At 55.2% G+C, this 19,411-nt stretch carries 12 protein-coding genes; 5 read left to right on the forward strand and 7 right to left on the reverse strand.

All coding sequences use genetic code 11. The annotated features are described in order from the left end of the window. Positions 1-36 precede the first annotated feature (36 nt). Both KSP9073_RS17890 and KSP9073_RS17895 read right to left on the reverse strand, forming a co-directional pair. Positions 37-1,782 carry a methyl-accepting chemotaxis protein gene (locus KSP9073_RS17890; RefSeq protein ID WP_108843641.1) on the reverse strand — a complete coding sequence of 582 codons (1,746 nt, stop codon included), beginning with the start codon at positions 1,780-1,782 and terminating at the stop codon, positions 37-39. A gap of 153 nt (positions 1,783-1,935) precedes the next feature. Beyond that, a complete protein-coding gene (locus tag KSP9073_RS17895; protein ID WP_108843642.1) occupies positions 1,936-3,639 on the reverse strand; it encodes a methyl-accepting chemotaxis protein in 1,704 nt (567 codons plus the stop codon). 260 nt (positions 3,640-3,899) lie between these two features. On the opposite strand from KSP9073_RS17895, the gene guaD reads away from it, so the two are divergent. Beyond that, on the forward strand, positions 3,900-5,216 hold the full coding sequence (guaD, locus tag KSP9073_RS14275) for a guanine deaminase (RefSeq protein ID WP_108843643.1): 1,317 nt from the start codon (positions 3,900-3,902) through the stop codon (positions 5,214-5,216). A 78-nt stretch (positions 5,217-5,294) separates the two neighbouring features. Continuing rightward, complete coding sequence (locus KSP9073_RS14280; protein WP_108843644.1) at positions 5,295-6,692, forward strand: uracil-xanthine permease family protein; 1,398 nt, start codon at positions 5,295-5,297, stop codon at positions 6,690-6,692. A gap of 18 nt (positions 6,693-6,710) precedes the next feature. Here KSP9073_RS14280 and KSP9073_RS14285 read toward each other — a convergent pair whose 3' ends face one another. From KSP9073_RS14285 to KSP9073_RS14305, 5 genes are all read right to left on the reverse strand, one after another. Beyond that, a complete protein-coding gene (locus KSP9073_RS14285; RefSeq protein WP_165814266.1) occupies positions 6,711-7,076 on the reverse strand; it encodes a hydroxyisourate hydrolase in 366 nt (121 codons plus the stop codon). A gap of 228 nt (positions 7,077-7,304) precedes the next feature. Beyond that, positions 7,305-10,532 carry an efflux RND transporter permease subunit gene (locus KSP9073_RS14290; RefSeq protein ID WP_108843646.1) on the reverse strand — a complete coding sequence of 1,076 codons (3,228 nt, stop codon included), beginning with the start codon at positions 10,530-10,532 and terminating at the stop codon, positions 7,305-7,307. 15 nt (positions 10,533-10,547) lie between these two features. Next, on the reverse strand, positions 10,548-11,825 hold the full coding sequence (locus KSP9073_RS14295; RefSeq protein WP_108843647.1) for an efflux RND transporter periplasmic adaptor subunit: 1,278 nt from the start codon (positions 11,823-11,825) through the stop codon (positions 10,548-10,550). 240 nt (positions 11,826-12,065) lie between these two features. Beyond that, positions 12,066-12,896 carry an AraC family transcriptional regulator gene (locus KSP9073_RS14300; protein WP_165814267.1) on the reverse strand — a complete coding sequence of 277 codons (831 nt, stop codon included), beginning with the start codon at positions 12,894-12,896 and terminating at the stop codon, positions 12,066-12,068. Positions 12,897-13,739: 843 nt separating this feature from the next. Continuing rightward, positions 13,740-14,456, reverse strand: a complete 717-nt coding sequence (locus KSP9073_RS14305) for an RNA polymerase sigma factor FliA (protein ID WP_108843649.1) — start codon at positions 14,454-14,456, stop codon at positions 13,740-13,742. 954 nt (positions 14,457-15,410) lie between these two features. Between KSP9073_RS14305 and KSP9073_RS14310 the strand changes: the two genes are divergently transcribed. From KSP9073_RS14310 to KSP9073_RS14320, 3 genes are all read left to right on the forward strand, one after another. Continuing rightward, on the forward strand, positions 15,411-16,244 hold the full coding sequence (locus KSP9073_RS14310) for a flagellin N-terminal helical domain-containing protein (protein ID WP_108843650.1): 834 nt from the start codon (positions 15,411-15,413) through the stop codon (positions 16,242-16,244). 469 nt (positions 16,245-16,713) lie between these two features. Continuing rightward, positions 16,714-17,547: a flagellin N-terminal helical domain-containing protein gene (locus tag KSP9073_RS14315; protein ID WP_108843651.1), complete on the forward strand. Its 834-nt coding sequence runs from the start codon at positions 16,714-16,716 to the stop codon at positions 17,545-17,547. A 106-nt stretch (positions 17,548-17,653) separates the two neighbouring features. Next, entirely contained in the window at positions 17,654-19,168 is a 1,515-nt protein-coding gene (locus KSP9073_RS14320; protein ID WP_207771481.1) for a flagellin N-terminal helical domain-containing protein, read from the forward strand. Positions 19,169-19,411: the final 243 nt, after the last annotated feature.

Below are 19,411 nucleotides of genomic sequence, written 5' to 3' on the forward strand. Positions count from 1 at the left end.
AGGCGGCCTCTGATATTGGACTGTATCTGCTATCGGCTAAAAGGTTTCCCACTCATCAGCATCACTGGTCGCCGCAGGTGTCTTGTAGCTCTGGCTTTTTGCCGGTGTTTTAAGCTCGGTAGAAGCTCTGGGTGCCGCCGAATGCGTTGAGGCAGTCGATGTCGACGGTCTATGGTCAACCGACCTTTCCATGATGCGACTGGCGACCGGCACGGTAGAGTGCCCCATTGCCGAGCGATTGGAGACCTTGAAAAACGCCACCTGTTCACGAAGGACCCGCGCACTATGCTCCATCGAGCGACTGGCTGCGGCCGCCTCTTCCACAAGCGCAGCATTCTGCTGAGTCACGCTGTCCATCTGTGAGATGGCCTGGTTGACCTGATCAATACCGGTGGACTGTTCACGGCTGGCCGCGGCAATCTCGGCCACGATGTCGGTCATCTTGTTAATGCTTTCAACGATACCGCCCAGCGTCTGACCCGAACGGTTGACCAGTTCGGCACCGTTGGCCACCTTGGCCACGCTGTCATTGACCAGTGTCTTGATCTCACGGGCAGCGTCGGCGCTGCGGCTCGAAAGCGTGCGAACCTCGCTGGCAACCACCGCAAAACCGCGCCCCTGCTCACCAGCACGAGCCGCTTCCACCGCCGCGTTGAGGGCCAGCAGGTTGGTCTGGAAGGCGATCGAGTCGATCAACCCCACAATTTCGGCAATCTTTTGGCTCGACGTGCTGATGTCATTCATGGCCAGCGTTGTCTGCTCGACCACCTGACTACCGTCGCGGGCCTGCTGGCGCACATTAAGTGCCAGCTGATTGGCCTGAGCGGCGTTGTCGGCGTTCTGTTTGACGGTCGAGGTCATCTCTTCCATCGAAGCCGCCGTTTCTTCAAGGCTTGCTGCCTGCTCCTGGGTACGACGTGACAGGTCATCATTGCCGGACGCAATCTGGCTGGACGCAGAGCCCACCGACTCGGCATTGACGCGGACATCGTTGACCACATGAGCGAGCTGCTTTTGCATGGCGCCCAGACTTTGCAGCAGAGTGGCGAACTCGTCGCGCCCCGTCACCTCGATATGATTATCCAGCTCGCCCTGGGCGATGGATTCGGAGACTTCACTGGCACGCTTAAGCGGTGTCATGATGCCGCGAACCAGTACCCAGGCAATTGCCGTCATGAGCACCAGTGCCAGTACAATGGCAGCAACGATGACCCCGATGGATTGCGAAGCCGCTGCGATGCCATTGTTATAAGAAAGCTCTGACTGCAGGGCGTTAATCTTCAGAAGATTTTCAAGCTCTGTCGATAAGCTCTCGAAATTATCGCGAGTCTGCTGAATGGTCGGCGTAAGCTCGAAAGTCCCCTGACTCATATCGCGCCCAACCTGCTGGTAAAGCGTCCAATAAGTATTCAGCAAGGGGCCCAGCCTGTCAGCAACAGCCTTCTCTTCTGGCGAAGTGACTTGAGTGGTGCTGTAAGTCTGCCAGAGGCGGTCCGTATCATTTTTATACTGCTGCTCATAACTGCTTAAAAGTGTGGCGGCAGTCTGGGGATTTCTGTCAGCCCGGGCCTTGAAGGAATCGATTCGAGACCAGTTAATATTTTTTCGAATGGCGGCGAGATTCTGCATGGGCAAAACGTTGGTCTTGTAGACGGACTCAAGATTGTCGTTGCTGCGCTGCATGCCAAATACGCCGGCAACACCGATAATGACCATGAACACCCCCATGACAATCATGGTGGCCACAAGCTTGTATTTCACACTTCGATTCAGGCCGAACATGCTGACCACTCCCGAGTAATCAAAAGGGACGGCCTGAAGGCCGCTTGAGACTTATAACGGCGGCAGAAAAGGCTTCTGAAGTTAACCTGGCGTTCTTTAAGAAAATAAGGCCGCCCATGTGGGCGGCCCTGGCCAAAGAAGGTTTCGAATCGTTTAAAAGGTCGCCCACTCATCTTCGTGCTCGACTTCAGTCTTGCGAGGCGCAGCTGTTTTCTTCGCAGCGATGGCTGGACGCTTTAATGGCCCTTGTGCTTTATCGGCATAGTCATGGCTCAAAAGGGCTGGAGCCGATGCCAGAGCATGTGTTGCCTGACCCTGATCCACCTTGAAGAATGCGACCTGCTCACGAAGCACCCGCGCACTGTGTTCCATCGAACGGCTCGCTGCGGCGGCTTCTTCTACCAGCGCGGCATTCTGCTGGGTCACGCTGTCCATCTGCGAAATGGCCTGGTTGACCTGCTCGATACCGGTCGACTGTTCGCGACTGGCCGCGGCAATCTCGGCCACGATGTCGGTCATCTTGTTGATGCTCTCGACAATACTGCCCAGCGTTTGACCCGACCGGTTCACCAGCTCGGCGCCGTTGGACACCTTGGCCACGCTGTCATTGACCAGCGCCTTGATCTCGCGGGCAGCGTCGGCACTGCGACTTGAAAGCGTGCGAACCTCACTGGCCACGACCGCAAAGCCGCGCCCCTGCTCACCGGCACGAGCCGCTTCCACCGCCGCATTGAGGGCCAGCAGGTTGGTCTGGAAGGCAATCGAGTCGATCAGCCCGACAATTTCGGCAATCTTCTGGCTCGAGGTGCTGATGTCATTCATGGCAAGTGTCGTCTGCTCGACCACCTGGCTACCCTCACGTGCCTGCTGACGAACATTGAGCGCCAGCTGATTGGCCTGGGCAGCGTTGTCGGCGTTCTGTTTGACCGTCGAGGTCATCTCTTCCATCGAAGCCGCCGTTTCCTCAAGGCTTGCCGCCTGCTCCTGGGTACGACGTGACAGGTCATCGTTGCCGGACGCAATCTGGCTGGACGCAGAACCCACTGACTCGGCATTGACGCGGACATCGTTGACTACATGGGCAAGCTGCTTTTGCATGGCGCCCAGACTATGCAGCAGGGTGGCGAACTCGTCGCGCCCCTTCGCCTCGATAAGATTGTTCAAATCGCCCTGCGCAATGGACTCCGACACTTCACTGGCCCGCTTGAGCGGTGCCATGATGCCGCGAATCAAAAGCCAGGCGATCCCGCCCATGGCCAGAAATGCGACCCCGATCACCACCAGGATTGAAACAAAAGACACATGCGAACTTTGATTGCTGGCGATATAAGACCCTTCTGCTTCTGACACGTTGAAGCTGAGGGCACTACCGACGCCACTGGCGGCCGTTTGGAAGGTATCGCGGAACTGGGTCATATCCTCAGGAGTAGGAAAGACGCCGCCAGCCATGTTACGCAGAAACTGATCATAGTTTTGCCAGTAAACAGCCATTGCTGGTGTCGTAGTGGCTTCAAAAGCCTGCTCTTCAGGAGAGTCGACAAGATTTGTGTAGTTTTTCCACAGCTGATTAATCCTGTCTCGATGATCGCTGCCATAACGAGAGAGCAGCACCTGTGCATCGTCAGAGCTTTCATCAATCTGAATGCGCATAAAATCAACCCGCGAGGCATAAAGGCCCGCACGAATGTTTGCCAGAATCTGCATGGGAAGAACATTCTTGTTATAGACGAACTCCAGATTTTTATCTGCCGACTTCATGCCAACAATACCGGCGACACCAATGACCAGCATGAAAAGCGCTGTCATGATGACATTGCCTATCAATTTATATCTGACGCTACGATTCATGCCCAGCATGATAGGATTCTCCAGGAAAGAGGGGGGGTGCCTCGGATGCTGTAATCCCTATCGACCTGCTGGCAGCGCCGCTTGATCAAACGGGCTATATTAATATTAATTAAAATAATAACCCTGATAGCTTTATCAAGGAGGCTGCTGAGGTAAACGTTGTAACGTTTGACAGCTCACCACTGGATTTAAAGCTCCCCGAGCTAACCGGCCTGGCCTCATGCCGTAATGCTTTTTTTATCGACATTAAAAACAATGGACAACATGAAATGAGCAGCCTTCACGCACTCAGGGGCATGACCCTGCACTTCAATGATGATCCAGGTACAAGCGATGAGCCCCGTGCAGGCAGTTTGGAATACCATCAGGATGGCCTGATCCTGATTCAGGAAGGACGCATACTCAAAAGCGGCCCGGCGCAGGCGCTTCTGGAAACACTGCCCGCGGGTACGCCTATCGAACAATGGCCGGATCAACTGATCATGCCGGGCTTTATCGATCCCCACCTTCATTACAGCCAGCTGGATGTTACGGCCTCCTACGGCCGCCAGCTGCTGGACTGGCTCGATACCTACACGTTTCCGGAAGAGTGTCGCTTCAGCGACCGTGCCTACGCCGATGAAATCGCCAGGGCCTTCATGGAACAGCTGCTTGCCAATGGTGTCACCACGGCTCTGGCTTTTTGTACCAGCCACCCTTCCTCCGTTGATGCCTTCTTCAATGCCGCTCTTGAGCGCAACATGCGCATGCTGGGCGGCAAGGTGATGATGGATCGCAACGCCCCCGAAGCGCTTTGCGATACACCCGAGACCGGCATTCGTGACAGTCGGCGACTGATCGAGCAGTGGCATGAGCGTGGCCGCCTTGAATATGCCATTACCCCCCGTTTTGCACCGACGTCAACGCCTCAGCAGCTGGCCGCCACCGGGGAATTATTGAGTGACTACCCCGGCATGGTGATGCAGACCCACCTCTCCGAGAATCGCCAGGAAGTTGAATGGGTCGCGTCACTGTTTCCTGAAGCCCGTGACTATCTGGATGTCTATTCGCGCTATCAACTGGTGCGGCCGCGGGCGATTTTTGCCCATGGCATTCATATTGATGATGATGTCCGTCAGCGACTGGCCGATGACGGTGGCGCCATCGCATTCTGCCCCAGCTCGAACCTGTTTCTGGGCAGCGGTTTATTTGACTGGCATCAGGCACGCGAGCAGGAAGTCCGCGTCGGTATTGCCAGTGACATTGGCGCCGGTACCAGCTTCAGCCCTTTTCAGACCCTGCAGGACGCCTACAAGGTGGGGCAACTTTCCAATCAACCGCTGACGCCATGGCAGGCCTTTTATGCCCACACGCTGGGTAATGCCCGCGTGCTCGATATTGATCACCATGTCGGCAGTCTGAGACCCGGCATGGAAGCCGATATCGTGGTGATCAATCCGCGCGCCACACCCATGCTGGACCGCAAGGAACGACACGCCCCCACGTTAATGGAGCGGCTTTTCAATCTGATGATTCTGGGCGATGAGCGCTGCATCAGTGCCACCTATGTCATGGGCAAAAAGCGCCATGAGAGCCCCTCTCATTGATTTCTCGGCGACCGTCACGGTCGCCCTCTTTCCATCACTTGCGCGTGCGCGCCATGAATGACCCGCGGAACACACTGCATGCATGACAATGAGTTGATTTTTCGACACGGCGACCGCCCGCCGTTTCATACGGCCTTTCTGGTCGCCTTCCAGCATGTGCTGGCCTGTTTTGTCGCTATTATTGCCCCCACCATCATTGTGACCGGCGCGCTGGGACTGCAGAGCGAAGCACCCTATCTGATCAGTCTGGCGCTACTGGTTTCCGGAATCAGTACGCTGATCCAGACCCAACGCCTTGGCCCGCTGGGCTCCGGGCTACTGTGCGTACAGGGCACCAGTTTTTCCTTTGTCGCAGCCCTTATCTCGGCAGGGCTGATCGCTCGCGAACGCGGCGCCAGTGATCATGAAGTGCTGGGGGTGCTGTTTGGCATCTGCATTGCCGGCAGCCTGATCGAAATGGCCCTGGGCAGTGTATTGCACCACCTGAAACGCGTGATCACACCGACGGTAACTGGCGTGGTGGTGACCCTGATCGGCCTGAGCCTGATCAGCGTCGGGGTGACCGACATTGCCGGGGGCCATGGTGCCGACAATCCCGGCGATCCCATGAATCTATTGCTTGCAGTGATCGTGATTGGCGTCGTGCTGACGTGCCAGCTCAGCCGTCACCCCATGCTGCGCGTGGGCTCCGTTTTTGTCGGGCTTTTGGCGGGGTGCATTGCAGCAGCTCTGATGGGGCGACTGGATCTGAGTGGCGTCGCCCAGGCCCCGCTTTTTCAGTTCCCTCAACCGTTACGCTATGGTCTGGGCTTTGATATTGCCGCTTTTATACCGGTCGCATTCATCTTTGCCATCACGGCCATCGAGACCGTTGGCGACCTGACCGGCTCGTCGCGCGCCTCGCACCTGCCCACAAGTGGCCTCGAGTATCAAAAGCGCATTCGTGGCGGCGTACTGGGTGACGGCTTCAACTCACTGATCGCGGGCGTTCTCAACACCTTCCCCAACACCACGTTCAGCCAGAACACGGGCATCATCCATTTAACCGGGGTCGCCAGTCGTCATATCGGGCTGTTCGTGGGCGGTATTCTGGTCATGCTGGGGCTGATCCCCGCCATGGGGGCAGTATTGCAGTCGATCCCGCAGCCGGTTCTGGGCGCAGCCACCACGCTGATGTTCGGTCTGATCGCGGTGTCAGGTATTCGAATGCTGGCCGAGCAGCGTATGACCCGCAAACGGGTCATGATCATCGCGCTGTCCCTGGGTGCCGGGCTGGGTGTGGAGCTCGTGCCTCAGGTACTTTTCGGGCTGCCGGAGCTCGTTCAGAGCGTGCTCTCCTCCTCTATTACCACCGGCGGGCTGCTGGCCATCCTGATGCATCTGGTTCTGCCGGAACATCAGGCTACAGAGGAGGATCAGGCCATGGCAGAAGATCAGGCGCACGCGTCCACTCGGCAGGCAACCGATACGCAATAATCTGAAGGGGCTAAATGTTCAGCGCCTGGCGGGTACCCGTCCACCGTGGCAGCTTCGGCTGTCACGATGAATGCTGTATCCCCAGGGGCTTACCAGCAATACGATGACTTCACTGGTACCACTTGAAAGTGTCAGTTCAACCGGTACCCGGTCAAAGAGCGGGCAGTCCACGCCCTGACCGAGAAAATAGTCACGCACGTGGTAGACGAGCCGGTAGTGTCCGCCACTGCCCTCCTGCAACAGGACGTCTTCAAGCTCTCCGCAGACATTGGTATGAAGCGTCGTAATGGGCTCCTCCTCCCCGTACGCCTCAAGCGACACCACCATCCCCTTTACTGCAATACCGTTGTATTGATCCAGTACTCGAGTCGTCAGCGTTGCCATGTCCGCCTCCTGAAAACATGCCTTTCCCTGCCTTGAACATTGCATCGAAGCCGGGCATCGATACTGCCTGATGCTTCCACCGCCCATGCACTACTGCAACGGCCTTCATGATACTGCGAGACAGCAGAGATCGGGGCCATCACTTTCGTCCAGGCCAGTACCACCACGGCTAGCGACCAAAAAAAAACCGCACCCGAAGGTGCGGCCCTTGAATCACCACAGCATCCATCAGCTGCGATTGTCCTCATCGGAAGCATGCGTTGAGCGCCCGGTAGACGCCTGTGCCGCACCATCCTGCCCTTCTTCCTGCTTTTGACCAATGCCCAGCTTGCGACTGGCCCACTGCGAGCCCTGCATGATGAACACATAGGTCGCCGGCACAAAGAGGCTGGCAAAAATCGTGATGGTGATCATGCCACCCACTACGGGTGTGCCGATATGATGACGGCTTGCCTCACTGGCGCCGCTGGCCAGTGCCAGAGGCAGCGTACCGCCAATGAAGGCTAGAGACGTCATCACGATCGGGCGGAAACGCTGCTTTGCAGCATGCTTGGCAGCCTCCACGATCGACAGCCCTTCATGCGCTCTCTGCTGCTGGGCAAATTCCACGATCAGAATGGCGTTTTTCGCCGCAAGTCCCACCACGACCAGCATCCCGATCTGCAGATACACACTGGTATCAAACTGCCGCAGCCACACCGCCAGCACCGCACCAAGAAAGGCAAAGGGCACCGAGGCGATAACGGCCAGCGGCAATGTCCAGCTTTCATACTGCGCTGCCAGAATCAGGAACACCATGACGATACCGAACACGATGGCAATGACCGCCGCGTCGCCCGCGTTCTCCTGCTGATAGGCCTCACCGGTCCACCCCATTGAATAGTCACTGCCCAGCTGATCCTGAACGATCTTGCGCACGGCCTCTATTGCCTGACCATTACTGTAGCCGGGAGCGGCTGCGATCTGGAACTTGGCAGCCGGATAGACGTTATAACGATCAAGCGTCGTAGGCGCCTGCTCACGCTTCATCGTGACCAGAGCCGACAGCGGAATACGCTGACCATCGCCGCCCCGAACATACACCTGATTCAGGTTTTCCGGCGACTGACGGAACTCGTCTTCGGACTGCAGATATACTTGGAAGTTACGACTCTGACGCGTGAAGTAGTTCACAAACGCACTACCAAAGGTACTGGAAAGCGTCGTATTCAAATCGCTCAGATCAACGCCCAGACTCTGTGCCTTTTCTCGATCCACCGTGGCGTGATAGGTCGGTACTGCCGTATTCAGGGTTGTGAAGGCCTGAGCAATGGCCGGGTCCTGATTGGCCGCCTGCATGATTTTCTGGCTCGCCTGGGCGAGCTCCTGAGAATCGGCACCGCCAAGCGACTGCAAATAGCCAGTCAGGCCTCCAGTCGGAGATAGCCCGATGATGGGCGGCAAATTGAAGGCCATGGCCTGCCCACCCGGGATTCCGGCAGCCGTTTTCATGACCGTACCGATAAGCCCATCGGCGGTGATATCGCGCTGTGACCAGGGTTTCATCGAAATGAACATGGTGCCCTTGGCCGTATTGGCCGCCCCGGACACAAGATCATAGCCGGGGATGGAGGTGGCATAATCCACTCCATCGATGGTCTCAAGCTTTTTTGAGAGCTTTTGCATGTACTCATCGGTGCGCTCCACCGAAGAGCCGGCGGGCAGATTGACCGCCGCGAGCACGATGCCCTGATCTGTCGACGGTATCAGCCCCTGCGGAAGCTGCGAATACAGCCACCAGGAAAGTACACAGCAGCCGGCAAACATCGCCATGGTGATGAAGAAGTGCCGGATCAGAAAGCCAACACAGGCCAGAAAGACATTGGTGACCTTGTCAAAGCCGCGGTTGAACCATACGAAGGGCTTTTTGACGATTTGTAGCCAGCGAGGCTCTTCACCTTCCTTGTGGCGCTTGATGAAAATGGCACCCATGGCCGGTGTAAAGGACAGCGCCACCAGCGCTGAAATGCCCACCGAGATCGCAATGGTAATCGCGAACTGACGATACATCTGGCCGGTCATGCCGGAGATGAAGGCCACGGGAATAAAGACGGACGCCATGATAAAGGAGGTCGCCAGCACCGGGCCGGTTACCTCCTTCATCGCCTTGAAGGCAGCATTCATGGGTGTTGTATCGGGCTCTTCCTCGAGTATGCGCTCGATGTTTTCGATGACCACGATCGCGTCATCCACCACGATCCCGATGGCCAGTATCATGCCGAAAAGCGACAGCAGGTTGATCGAGAAATCGAGCAGATACATGCCACCGAAGGTCCCCACTACCGAAATGGGCACCACTGACATGGCCACCAGCGTTGAACGCCAGTTCTGCAGGAAAACAAACACGATGATCGCGACCAGCAACAACGCCTCGATGAAGGTATGTTTGACCGACTCGATCGAGGCATCAATGAAGAGCGTCGTATCATAGGGGATGACGTAGTCCAGACCCGCCGGGAAGCGCTGCTTCATGTCAGCCAGCGTCGTCTTGACCTCTTTGGCCACGTCCAGTGCGTTGGCGCCGGGCTGCTGATAGATGGCAATCGGTGCAATGGGTGAGCCATTGACGCGGCCGATAACACCATAGCTGGACGACCCAAGCTCGACTCTGGCCACATCGCTGAGCTTGAGTGATGATCCGTCTTCATTGGTCCGCAGAATAATATTGCGGAAATCGCTGGCAGAGGACATGCGCCCCTGGGTGGTCACCGTATAGGTGTAGGCGCCCGGTTTACGCTGGGGCGCACCGTTGAGCTTGCCTGCTGAAACAACGGTATTTTGCGCCCGAATGGCCGAGGAGACTTCAGAAGGGGTCAGATCATACTGCGACAGCTTGTCCGGATTGAGCCAGATACGCATGGCGAAATCCTGGTTGCCCAGCACTTCGGCATTCCCCACACCCGGCAGACGCCTGATTTCATCAAGGATATTGATGTTGGCATAGTTGTTCAGGAAAAGGCGATCATATTCGTTATTGGGCGAATAGAGCGCTGTGAACAGCAGGATACTGCTGGATTGCTGCTCAACGGTAACCCCCTGATTCTGCACTTCGGTTGGAAGCTGGGAGAGCGCTCGTTGTACACGGTTATTGACGTCAATGGTGGCCTGATCCGGATCGGTCCCGATACGGAAATAGACCTGCATGCTCAGCTGGCCGCTGTCGGCGCTGGTGGACGTGATATAGATCATGTCCTGAACGCCGTTGATCTCCTGGGTCAGTACGGAGGCAACCGTTTCCGACAGCACCTGGGCACTGGCACCCGGGTAGGCTGCCGACACCGAAACGGTAGGCGGTACCACCTGCGGGTACTGCTCGACCGCCAATCCTCTTACCGACATGAATCCGATCAGCGTAATGATGATCGAGATGACGGTGGCGAAGATCGGCCGATTGATGAAAAAGCTCGAAATATTCATCGGCTCAAATCGCCCTTAATGGTTGCTGCTGCGTTCATCAGCACTGGTTTGATCGGAGTCACCGCTAACACCAGTACTCTGCCCCGGCATGTTGCTCGCGCTGCCACCGTCCTTGCCGGAAGGGTCTCCAGGCGTCTCGTCCGTGTTGCCATCGAAGGGCTGAGGATCGATTTTATTGCCGCCCGAAATACCACCGAGATTACTGACGATCACGCGATCACCAGGCGCAATGCCTTCGGTCAGGATGACCCAGCCCCGAGCCTGTTCTCCCATCGTGACAAAGCGGCTTTCGGCTTCATTGTTATCGTTGAGCACAAAGATCTGAGGACCCTTGAGCCCTTCGGTGACCGCCACTTCAGGTACGGCCAGCACATGGAACCGCATCAGATTTTTCAGCTTGACGCGGACAAACTGTCCGGGCAGGAAAAGATTCTGAGGATTTTCGAATACGGCGCGTGACTGCACGGTACTGGTGCTCTCATCGACACGGTCGCCAAGAAAGTCGAGATCACCTTCCAGTGAGGTGTCCGTGGTAGCGCTGTCCTGACCATAAGGAAAATCAAGTTCGACGCCCACTTTGGGGGCATCCTCCATATGACGCTGACGGCGCAGCGCAAAGGCATCGTCCTGAGGCAGGGAGAAACGCACTTCAAGCGGGTCAACCGGGGTGACCTCTGCCAGCTCGGTCTGGCGCGCCACATAGTTGCCGACATTGACCTCATTAAGACTGACCTGCCCTGTTACGGGCGCCTTGACATCCGTGTAATCGAGGTCAATCCGGGCACTTTTCAGGGCAGCCTGTGACTGCGCGACGGCGGCTCTGGAAGTATCACGCTGGCTGAGTGCCTGATCCCGCTGCTGCTGGCTGATCGAGCCATTTTGATAAAGACGCTGATAGCGCTCGTAATCACGCTGCGCTTCATTGGCACTGGCTCGCGCGCTCTGCAGGTCGGCCTGTGCCTGCGCCACAGCAGCCTGGTAGGTATCCTTTTCGATCGTGAACAGGATATCGCCCTTTTGCACGATATCTCCGGCCCGATAATGCTGCTGCTCCAGCGTGCCATCCACGCGCGCGATGATGTCGACCGAGCGGTCGCTGCGCACCATGGCCGGATAGGTCTTGTCCATCTCCAGATCAAACGGTTTAAGCGTCTGTACCTGAGCCTGCTTGGGCGGTGGTGCCTGCTGCCCTTCGTCTTTTTTATCATCGTTACCGCCGCAGGCGACAAGCAACAGCGAGAAGACTCCAATCAGACTCCACCCCTGGATCCGTCTGGCAAACTTCTGATTCATCTGGAGGATATCCGTCGTTATTAGGTGATCAACTGACGCTTTTTCAAGAGCGCGCGATGAGGGTCAAACCGAGAATGAAGCCAGTTTAGATGCATTCCTGTATGTATGTAAATTAATGGTGGTCGATAGTGCCTACCATTTAAGCCTGGTGTTCGAACCTGCCGGACAGAAGGTCAACAATAACAACAAGAACGCCCCGCATGGCGGGGCGTTCAGAAATATTCTGCTCTCTTTCGTCAATCAATCAAGAGGAACACGCAGCTCAAGACTTTTCATGCCGGCATCACGCAGGCCTTCATGATAGATAACGCGTGAGTGATCAACACGAATCTGCTCGTTATGCTCTTGCGCCCAGCGGATCGCCATGTGCTTGAAGCACTGCTCGCGATCCTTTTCACTGCCCAGTGTGGCACTCATCGAACGGCCGGCCGGCACCGTGACCCAGCGCAGCGGCAGCGGCGGATTCCAGGTCGCACGACGTGTCATGCGATAACCAACATCCTTGCGCATGCGGTGCGTCGGCGTAATGTTTGGATCATCATAATAAAAGCAGACAGATTCAACGATGGACTCCTTGGCATGCTGCGGACACATGGACAGCAGCATCTGACGAAGACTCTCTTCACTGTTCTTGTCATCACCAAAAGAGCGCATGACCAGGAAATATTCCTCATCGTGTTCGACCACATTGACCGGTGTCGCATCGTCACGCACCAGACCGTTGGTGGCGATCTCCATACGCATGCTTTCACGATAGCCGCGCGGTGAGCTGCCGAAGTGACGTCGAAACACACGACTAAAGGCAGCATGATCCTGGTAGCCGCACTCAAGTGCGACTTCCATGATGGACTTGCGGGTATAAATCAACAGCATGGCAGCGCGGTCCAGACGGATCGCTGCATGATAGTCAGTGGGCGTTACGCCGAAGGACTGTTTGAACTTGCGACGAAGATGCGAGCATGAAAGACCGACCTGCTGAGCCACCAGCGTCATGGGCATCAAAATGTTGGTGTGCTCATGAAGGATGACTTCAGTTGCGGCGACGTCAAATTCTCTGCTGTCCATCATCATATCCATTCCCTCGGCAATAACGCGTTGTGTACGGCACGGCGCCTCTATGCGCCAGAATCTTTAGGACTGAAGGCAGCGGCGTTGAATGCAACAAGGCATGGGCGCGGCATCAGGACCTTCAAATCAGTAACCGTTTTCAGTGAGCAGCACGATTGTCGAAACATGGCGGTCGCGATATCAGGTTGTGATAAAAAAACGCATAACCTGCTGTCTGCATGACGACAATATTTCAGTGCTGACTTGCTGAAAGTTGTACGCAGAATAAGGGAAGGGCTGATCAAGTAAAGTATGAAACTGTCAAAGATTATTAAAATCGCGCTTTGATACATTAATCGTGCAGTCAAAAGCTAAACTATGAAGAACTACAAAACATAATAAAAAATGTTTTTTATTATTAAATAAATAATACCAATTTAAAATTTAGTACTAGAAAACTAATACTCATGCTCAGATAGGCCTTGTTTATCCAGCCTTTTTCAGCATCACCCCCTGCAGCTCATCAATTTTTTACAGCCATAGGAATGACAATAGTGTGGCCGAAAGTGAATATATCGATGACATACCCATCCTTTAATCATACGAACTTCTGAAAGCTGCAAGCCATTGATTGCAATGAAATGTTTCTGTAGGTAACCGCCAATAAATATCAAAACTGTGCCTGTCTATGCAATAAAACGACATATGCGCTAAAGCCGTTAAATTATATTAACTCCCGAAAAGAACCGTTTCCTCATGAACCAGAGTCGTGGCGCCGAAACAGGCTCCCCCTCGAACCCACAAAAGAAAAAGGCGCCCTTGAAGGCGCCTTGAACAATATGGGTCACTTGACAGTTTAGAAATGTTTCAATCGTCTATGGAAACCAGTGCTGCACGAAGCCTTGCTACCGCCTGACCATGAAGCTGGCAAACACGTGACTCACTCACCCCCATGACAGCGCCGATCTCCTTGAGGTTCAGCTCTTCCTGATAATAGAGCGCCATCATCAGTTTTTCACGCTCGGGCAACGCTTCAATAGCCGCCATCATCTCATGGCGTTCAGCACCGGCAATCCACGCATCATGCGGGTCAAGTGAGGTTTCAACACTTTCCGACAGACGCGAAGCCTCTGCCTCATCGGAGCTTGAGTCCTCATAGGTCATCAGAAAGCCATTATTGGTATCGCTAAGCACCTGTTGATACTCGCGCAGCTCGATACCCAGCTCGGAAGCCACCTCACGCTCTGTCGGGGCTCGCCCGTCGCGCTGCTCAAGCTTCCAGATGGCCCGGTCGATATCACGGGCACTGCGCCGGACGCTTCTCGGCAGCCAGTCACGTGAGCGAAGCTCATCGATCATGGCGCCGCGAACTCGCTGAGACGCGTAGGTCGAAAACGTTGCGCCCTGATCGGCGTCAAATCGCTTGAAGGCGTCCAGAAGACCCAGCATGCCTGCCTGTATCAGATCATCCAGCTCCACACTGGCCGGTAGACGCACCTGCATCGAAAGTGCCTGACGTCGAACCAGTGGCATATAGTCGTCCAGCAGTTGCCTCTGATCGATTCTGCCTTGAGCCGTATACATGCCCATATCCTGAAATCCGTTTGATGAGGGGACACACGATGTGTCCAGCCTGTCTTGTGCACACATTATTGACAGAACACTACAAAAACGAATGGGAAAAGAGCCACGAAAAGTACGGCTTTCTTTAGGGATTGATGTTCCTGCCAAAAACTGACGCCATCAAAAACCTGCCATGGGACTGGAGCACTACGCGTGGTGTCGATTTTTTCTGTCCATCAACACCATCAGTGGCCCGGCACTAATGCCGTGACACACAGTCAAGATCAACAGACTCAGGCTGATCACGGTTCAAGCCATTTCAGTCTGATCAATGCCCACCTTATTCGGAGCATGGGCCCGTCTCCTGATGTGCGCTCTCCTGTACCCGGCTCTTCTGGCCGGACGCAGCTCGGCGCCGCGTCAGCTATCAAGCATGCAATACAAAAGCCCACTGCAATGCAGACAACAGATAGTAACGGAAGCCTCCGCTTGATCGTAAGCAGCAAAACAGGGTTACCACCCAGCACCTTATATACCCACCCATTGCGTTCGATGATTACAGCCATGGATAGCACATTAGCAGTACGTCTTGAATGGGTTTAACACGTGCGGGGAGCTACTGGAGACAAAATGGGTCGCAGATCATCAAATATTGTCTGCTTAGACGAATTTAAAAATGCCTTATTAATCAAGATATTTTTGGCGTTTGCGAGCAATAGATCATTAACTTGATAAAAAATAAGTCGACGCCAACTAAAGCATTTCCCTACCGAGTCGTTAACAGATTTGCAAGCACGGTGAACCGAATAACACAGCGTGCAACGATAAGTGGCTCAGGGCTGCAACCACTTCAACAGGAGAAATATTTCCTGAAGCGCCCAACACAGTAACGATAATTGCATCGGGCGGCAGATGCCGCGAATCACGGCTCACAGAGTCGCTTCCTTTTAGAAAGACCTATAGGAAATCGCACACATGGCAATGGTCATCAACACAAATGCTCTGTCGCTTAACGCCCAGAACAACCTGAACAAGTCTCAGCAGTCCCTGAACACCGCCATCGAGCGTCTGTCTTCCGGTTCGCGCATCAACAGCGCCAAGGATGATGCCGCAGGCCTGGCCATTTCCAACCGCATGAATGCTCAGGTCACCGGTCTGAACCAGGCCAACCGCAACGCCAATGACGGTATCTCGCTGGCACAGACCGCTGAAGGCGCCATGGGTCAGGTCACCGACAACCTGCAGCGTATTCGTGAACTGACCGTACAGGCTGCCAACGGCACCAATACTGATGCCGACAAGACGTCCATTCAGGATGAAATCGGTCAGCGTCTGGAAGAGATCAACCGCCTGGCCGGTCAGACCCAGTTCAACGGCAAGAACCTGCTGGATGGCAGCGCTACAGACGTCCGTATTCAGGTCGGTGCCAACGATGGCCAGACCATCGATCTGACTCTGTCAGACGTGACCACTGCGACTCTCTTTGCTGGTGGTAGCGGTGCCGAGCCTGATGTGACTGCCGCTAACTTTGACACTGGTTCCGCTCTGGCCGATATCGACGCTGCCCTGCAGCTGGTTGACAGCTCGCGCAGTACTCTGGGTGCCCAGCAGAACCGTCTGCAGTCGGTTGTCGAAGGTAACGCCACGACTTCGACCAACCTGTCTGCCGCCATGTCACAGATCAAGGACGCCGACTACGCGACCGAAGTCTCCAACATGTCCAAGGCACAGATCCTGCAGCAGGCCGGTACTTCGGTACTGGCTCAGGCCAACCAGACCACTCAGGGCGTCATGTCCCTGCTGCGTTAATCGCAGACCGATTGAAAGCATCAGAGTTAAAAGTATCAGGGGCGCCCTCGGGCGCCCTTTTTGTGGTTTTGCCTGGTGCCAGCGCTTCAGAGCATTTGTGTTGACAGCGTGACTCTCCCCTTCCTCTCTTCTCTTTTACGACCCGCCGTTGCAAGGCTTGCCTATTGCTGGCAAGCGTCGTGGCCCATCCGCTTTTCATTTTCAAGCAATATCAGCAAAACCTTCCGCTGTAACTAAAGCATTCCCGGCTGATGCCGTTAATGAATGGGCAGGCACGATGAACTGCCCAGGGCAGCGTGCAGGGACAGGTGGCCCACAGCGGTAACCACCTCACAGGGAATAGAAAAACCTTCCCAGGCAGCTAAAGAAACGAACATGCAGTACCGATAATTGCATCAGGCGGCAGATGCCGCGAATCACGGCTCACAGAGTCGCTTCCTTTTAGAAAGACCTATAGGAAATCACACACATGGCAATGGTCATCAACACAAATGCTCTGTCGCTTAACGCCCAGAACAACCTGAACAAGTCTCAGCAGTCCCTGAACACCGCCATCGAGCGTCTGTCTTCCGGTTCGCGCATCAACAGCGCCAAGGATGATGCCGCAGGCCTGGCCATCTCCAACCGCATGAATGCTCAGGTCACCGGTCTGAACCAGGCCAACCGCAACGCCAATGACGGTATCTCGCTGGCACAGACCGCTGAAGGCGCCATGGGTCAGGTCACCGACAACCTGCAGCGTATTCGTGAACTGACCGTACAGGCTGCCAACGGCACCAATACTGATGCCGACAAGACGTCCATTCAGGATGAAATCGGTCAGCGTTTGGAAGAGATCAACCGCCTGGCCGGTCAGACCCAGTTCAACGGCAAGAACCTGCTGGATGGCAGCGCTACAGACGTCCGTATTCAGGTCGGTGCCAACGATGGCCAGACCATCAACCTGACTCTGTCAGACGTGACCACTGCGACTCTCTTTGCTGGTGGTAGCGGTGCCGAGCCTGATGTGACTGCCGCTAACTTTGACACTGGTTCCGCTCTGGCCGATATCGACGCTGCCCTGCAGCTGGTTGACAGCTCGCGCAGTACTCTGGGTGCCCAGCAGAACCGTCTGCAGTCGGTTGTCGAAGGCAATGCCACGACTTCGACCAACCTGTCTGCCGCCATGTCACAGATCAAGGACGCCGACTACGCGACCGAAGTCTCCAACATGTCCAAGGCACAGATCCTGCAGCAGGCCGGTACTTCGGTACTGGCTCAGGCCAACCAGACCACTCAGGGCGTCATGTCCCTGCTGCGTTAATCGCAGACCGGATGAAAGCACCAGAGTTAACAATATCAGGGGCGCCTTCGGGCGCCCTTTTTGTGGTCTTTATTACAGGTTTTCAGTTCAGTCATTGGCTCAACTCATGCCACATCCGGCCGATATAACAGGCACATTCTCGCGTTTGAGAGCGTTCATGTTCTCGATATCGTCATCTCCCTCTTTCTCCACTGCAACTCAGCTGGACAAAAATCAGCGCTCGTTAAACCAGGCCATCGAACGTTTATCCAGCGGTCTACGTATCAACACCGCCAAAGACGACGCAGCAGGCATGGCCATTGCCAATCGACTTCAGGCCAATCTGAATGCTGATACGCAGATCACTCGTGGCGTGAATAATGGCGTCAGCCTGATCCAGACGGCTGATGGTGGTCTTGAAAACATCAATGACCTGCTACAGCGCTCACGTCAGCTCGCCGTACAAGCTTCCACTGGCACCCTTTCAGATTCGGACAGAGCTGCCCTGCAGCAGGAGTTTACTCAGCTGCGTACCGAGATTGATCGTATCGCCACTGAAACCACTGTCTTTGGCAAGGCACCGCTGGCACCGGCAACCCCACAACCGTTACCGGTAAAACTCGGCGATACTCTCCCGGCCAGTGAAGTCCTCGAGCCTCAATTCCGACCTTATGCTTCAGGCGTCAAAAGCGTGGCTTACCTTCCAGCTGGCACACAGAATTTCAGGCTGGAAATGGATTCTCTGGCCTATGACGATGATATTCAGCTATTCACCACGGATGGACGACATCTGATTGGCACTCCCCTTGCAGGAGAGAACCCCGATCATGTCTGGCAACACCAGAATATATCGAGCGAGGCAGATGCCAATCTTCTGCTCATGAACCCCTCGGAAGGTTTCAAGTCTGGCGCTCAATATGACGGTAGTGGTCTGCAGGATGGCACGGGCCAATACAATACCAATAACCTGCCCGTGACGGCCGATTACAACGGCATGCAGATCCAGTGGTCGGGGGATGGCGATCGCCAGTATCCCGACACGGCCGGTCAAAGCGGCTCCAGCTTCAATAATGGCCGCATCGATGATCAGAAAAGTCAGCTTGAAGTTCTTGCCGTTAATAACGTCACTGAAGACCTGCTAATCTTTGTGGTTGGAGAGGGAAATTTTAATGCCTCGGCCACCTGGGACCACATGCCGCTTGAGTACACCCCACCACCGCCTCCCCTGGGCCCGGTCAGTACCGATACGGATATCGTGGTAGGTGCCGATTTTGACAGCGCCATGCAACAAGTCACCATCAAGGCAACGCCTTCGGACAGTGAGACACTGGGGCTCAGGAATACGAGCCTCGACCCTATAGAACAAGCGCAAGCGGCCCTGGGAGATCTTGATCGTGCCATGGATCGCGTCAGTGAATATCGTGGAAGTTATGGCGCGCAGCAAAACCGGCTTGAAGGTGTCGCAGAGGCAGCTGCTGATAAACGGACGATCACTGCTGGCGCCATGTCACGCATCATGGATGCCGATTACGCCGTTGAAATTTCCAACATGAGTCGCGCACAAATCACACAGCAGGCGGGTACCGCCGTGCTGGCACAGGCCAATCAACGACTCGATAGCGTGCTTGCACTACTGCGTTAAGCCCCACTACTCAGGCCGATAGACAGGGCGCTCTTACGGCGCCTTCATGGTTGCTTTTCATCAGCCCGGCCAGCCACCGTCTGGAACATCAAATATGTCCTGGCAGCCTCTATCCCCATGGGGCCAGCCTGTTATTGATAGTATTTCCATATCTTCATCATTGTTACAGCACGTTAAAGAGTGGCTTGTGAGACGCCGTTACTACTATTGGCTCCTCATAAAACTGAGACCTCCCTTTCGTTG

Origin of the sequence: Kushneria phyllosphaerae (genome assembly GCF_900312995.1) — a bacterium.
Classification (GTDB): Bacteria; Pseudomonadota; Gammaproteobacteria; order Pseudomonadales; family Halomonadaceae; genus Kushneria; species Kushneria phyllosphaerae.

Coding starts and splice junctions, on each gene's coding strand:
- KSP9073_RS14310 (WP_108843650.1), top strand. CDS start 15,411: ATGGCAATGGTCATCAACACAAATGCTCTGTCGCTTAACGCCCAGAAC.
- KSP9073_RS14305 (WP_108843649.1), bottom strand. CDS start 14,456: ATGTATACGGCTCAAGGCAGAATCGATCAGAGGCAACTGCTGGACGAC.
- KSP9073_RS14320 (WP_207771481.1), top strand. CDS start 17,654: ATGCCACATCCGGCCGATATAACAGGCACATTCTCGCGTTTGAGAGCG.
- KSP9073_RS14315 (WP_108843651.1), top strand. CDS start 16,714: ATGGCAATGGTCATCAACACAAATGCTCTGTCGCTTAACGCCCAGAAC.
- KSP9073_RS14290 (WP_108843646.1), bottom strand. CDS start 10,532: ATGAATATTTCGAGCTTTTTCATCAATCGGCCGATCTTCGCCACCGTC.
- guaD (WP_108843643.1), top strand. CDS start 3,900: ATGAGCAGCCTTCACGCACTCAGGGGCATGACCCTGCACTTCAATGAT.
- KSP9073_RS14300 (WP_165814267.1), bottom strand. CDS start 12,896: ATGATGATGGACAGCAGAGAATTTGACGTCGCCGCAACTGAAGTCATC.
- KSP9073_RS14295 (WP_108843647.1), bottom strand. CDS start 11,825: ATGAATCAGAAGTTTGCCAGACGGATCCAGGGGTGGAGTCTGATTGGA.
- KSP9073_RS17890 (WP_108843641.1), bottom strand. CDS start 1,782: ATGTTCGGCCTGAATCGAAGTGTGAAATACAAGCTTGTGGCCACCATG.
- KSP9073_RS14280 (WP_108843644.1), top strand. CDS start 5,295: ATGCATGACAATGAGTTGATTTTTCGACACGGCGACCGCCCGCCGTTT.
- KSP9073_RS17895 (WP_108843642.1), bottom strand. CDS start 3,639: ATGCTGGGCATGAATCGTAGCGTCAGATATAAATTGATAGGCAATGTC.
- KSP9073_RS14285 (WP_165814266.1), bottom strand. CDS start 7,076: ATGGCAACGCTGACGACTCGAGTACTGGATCAATACAACGGTATTGCA.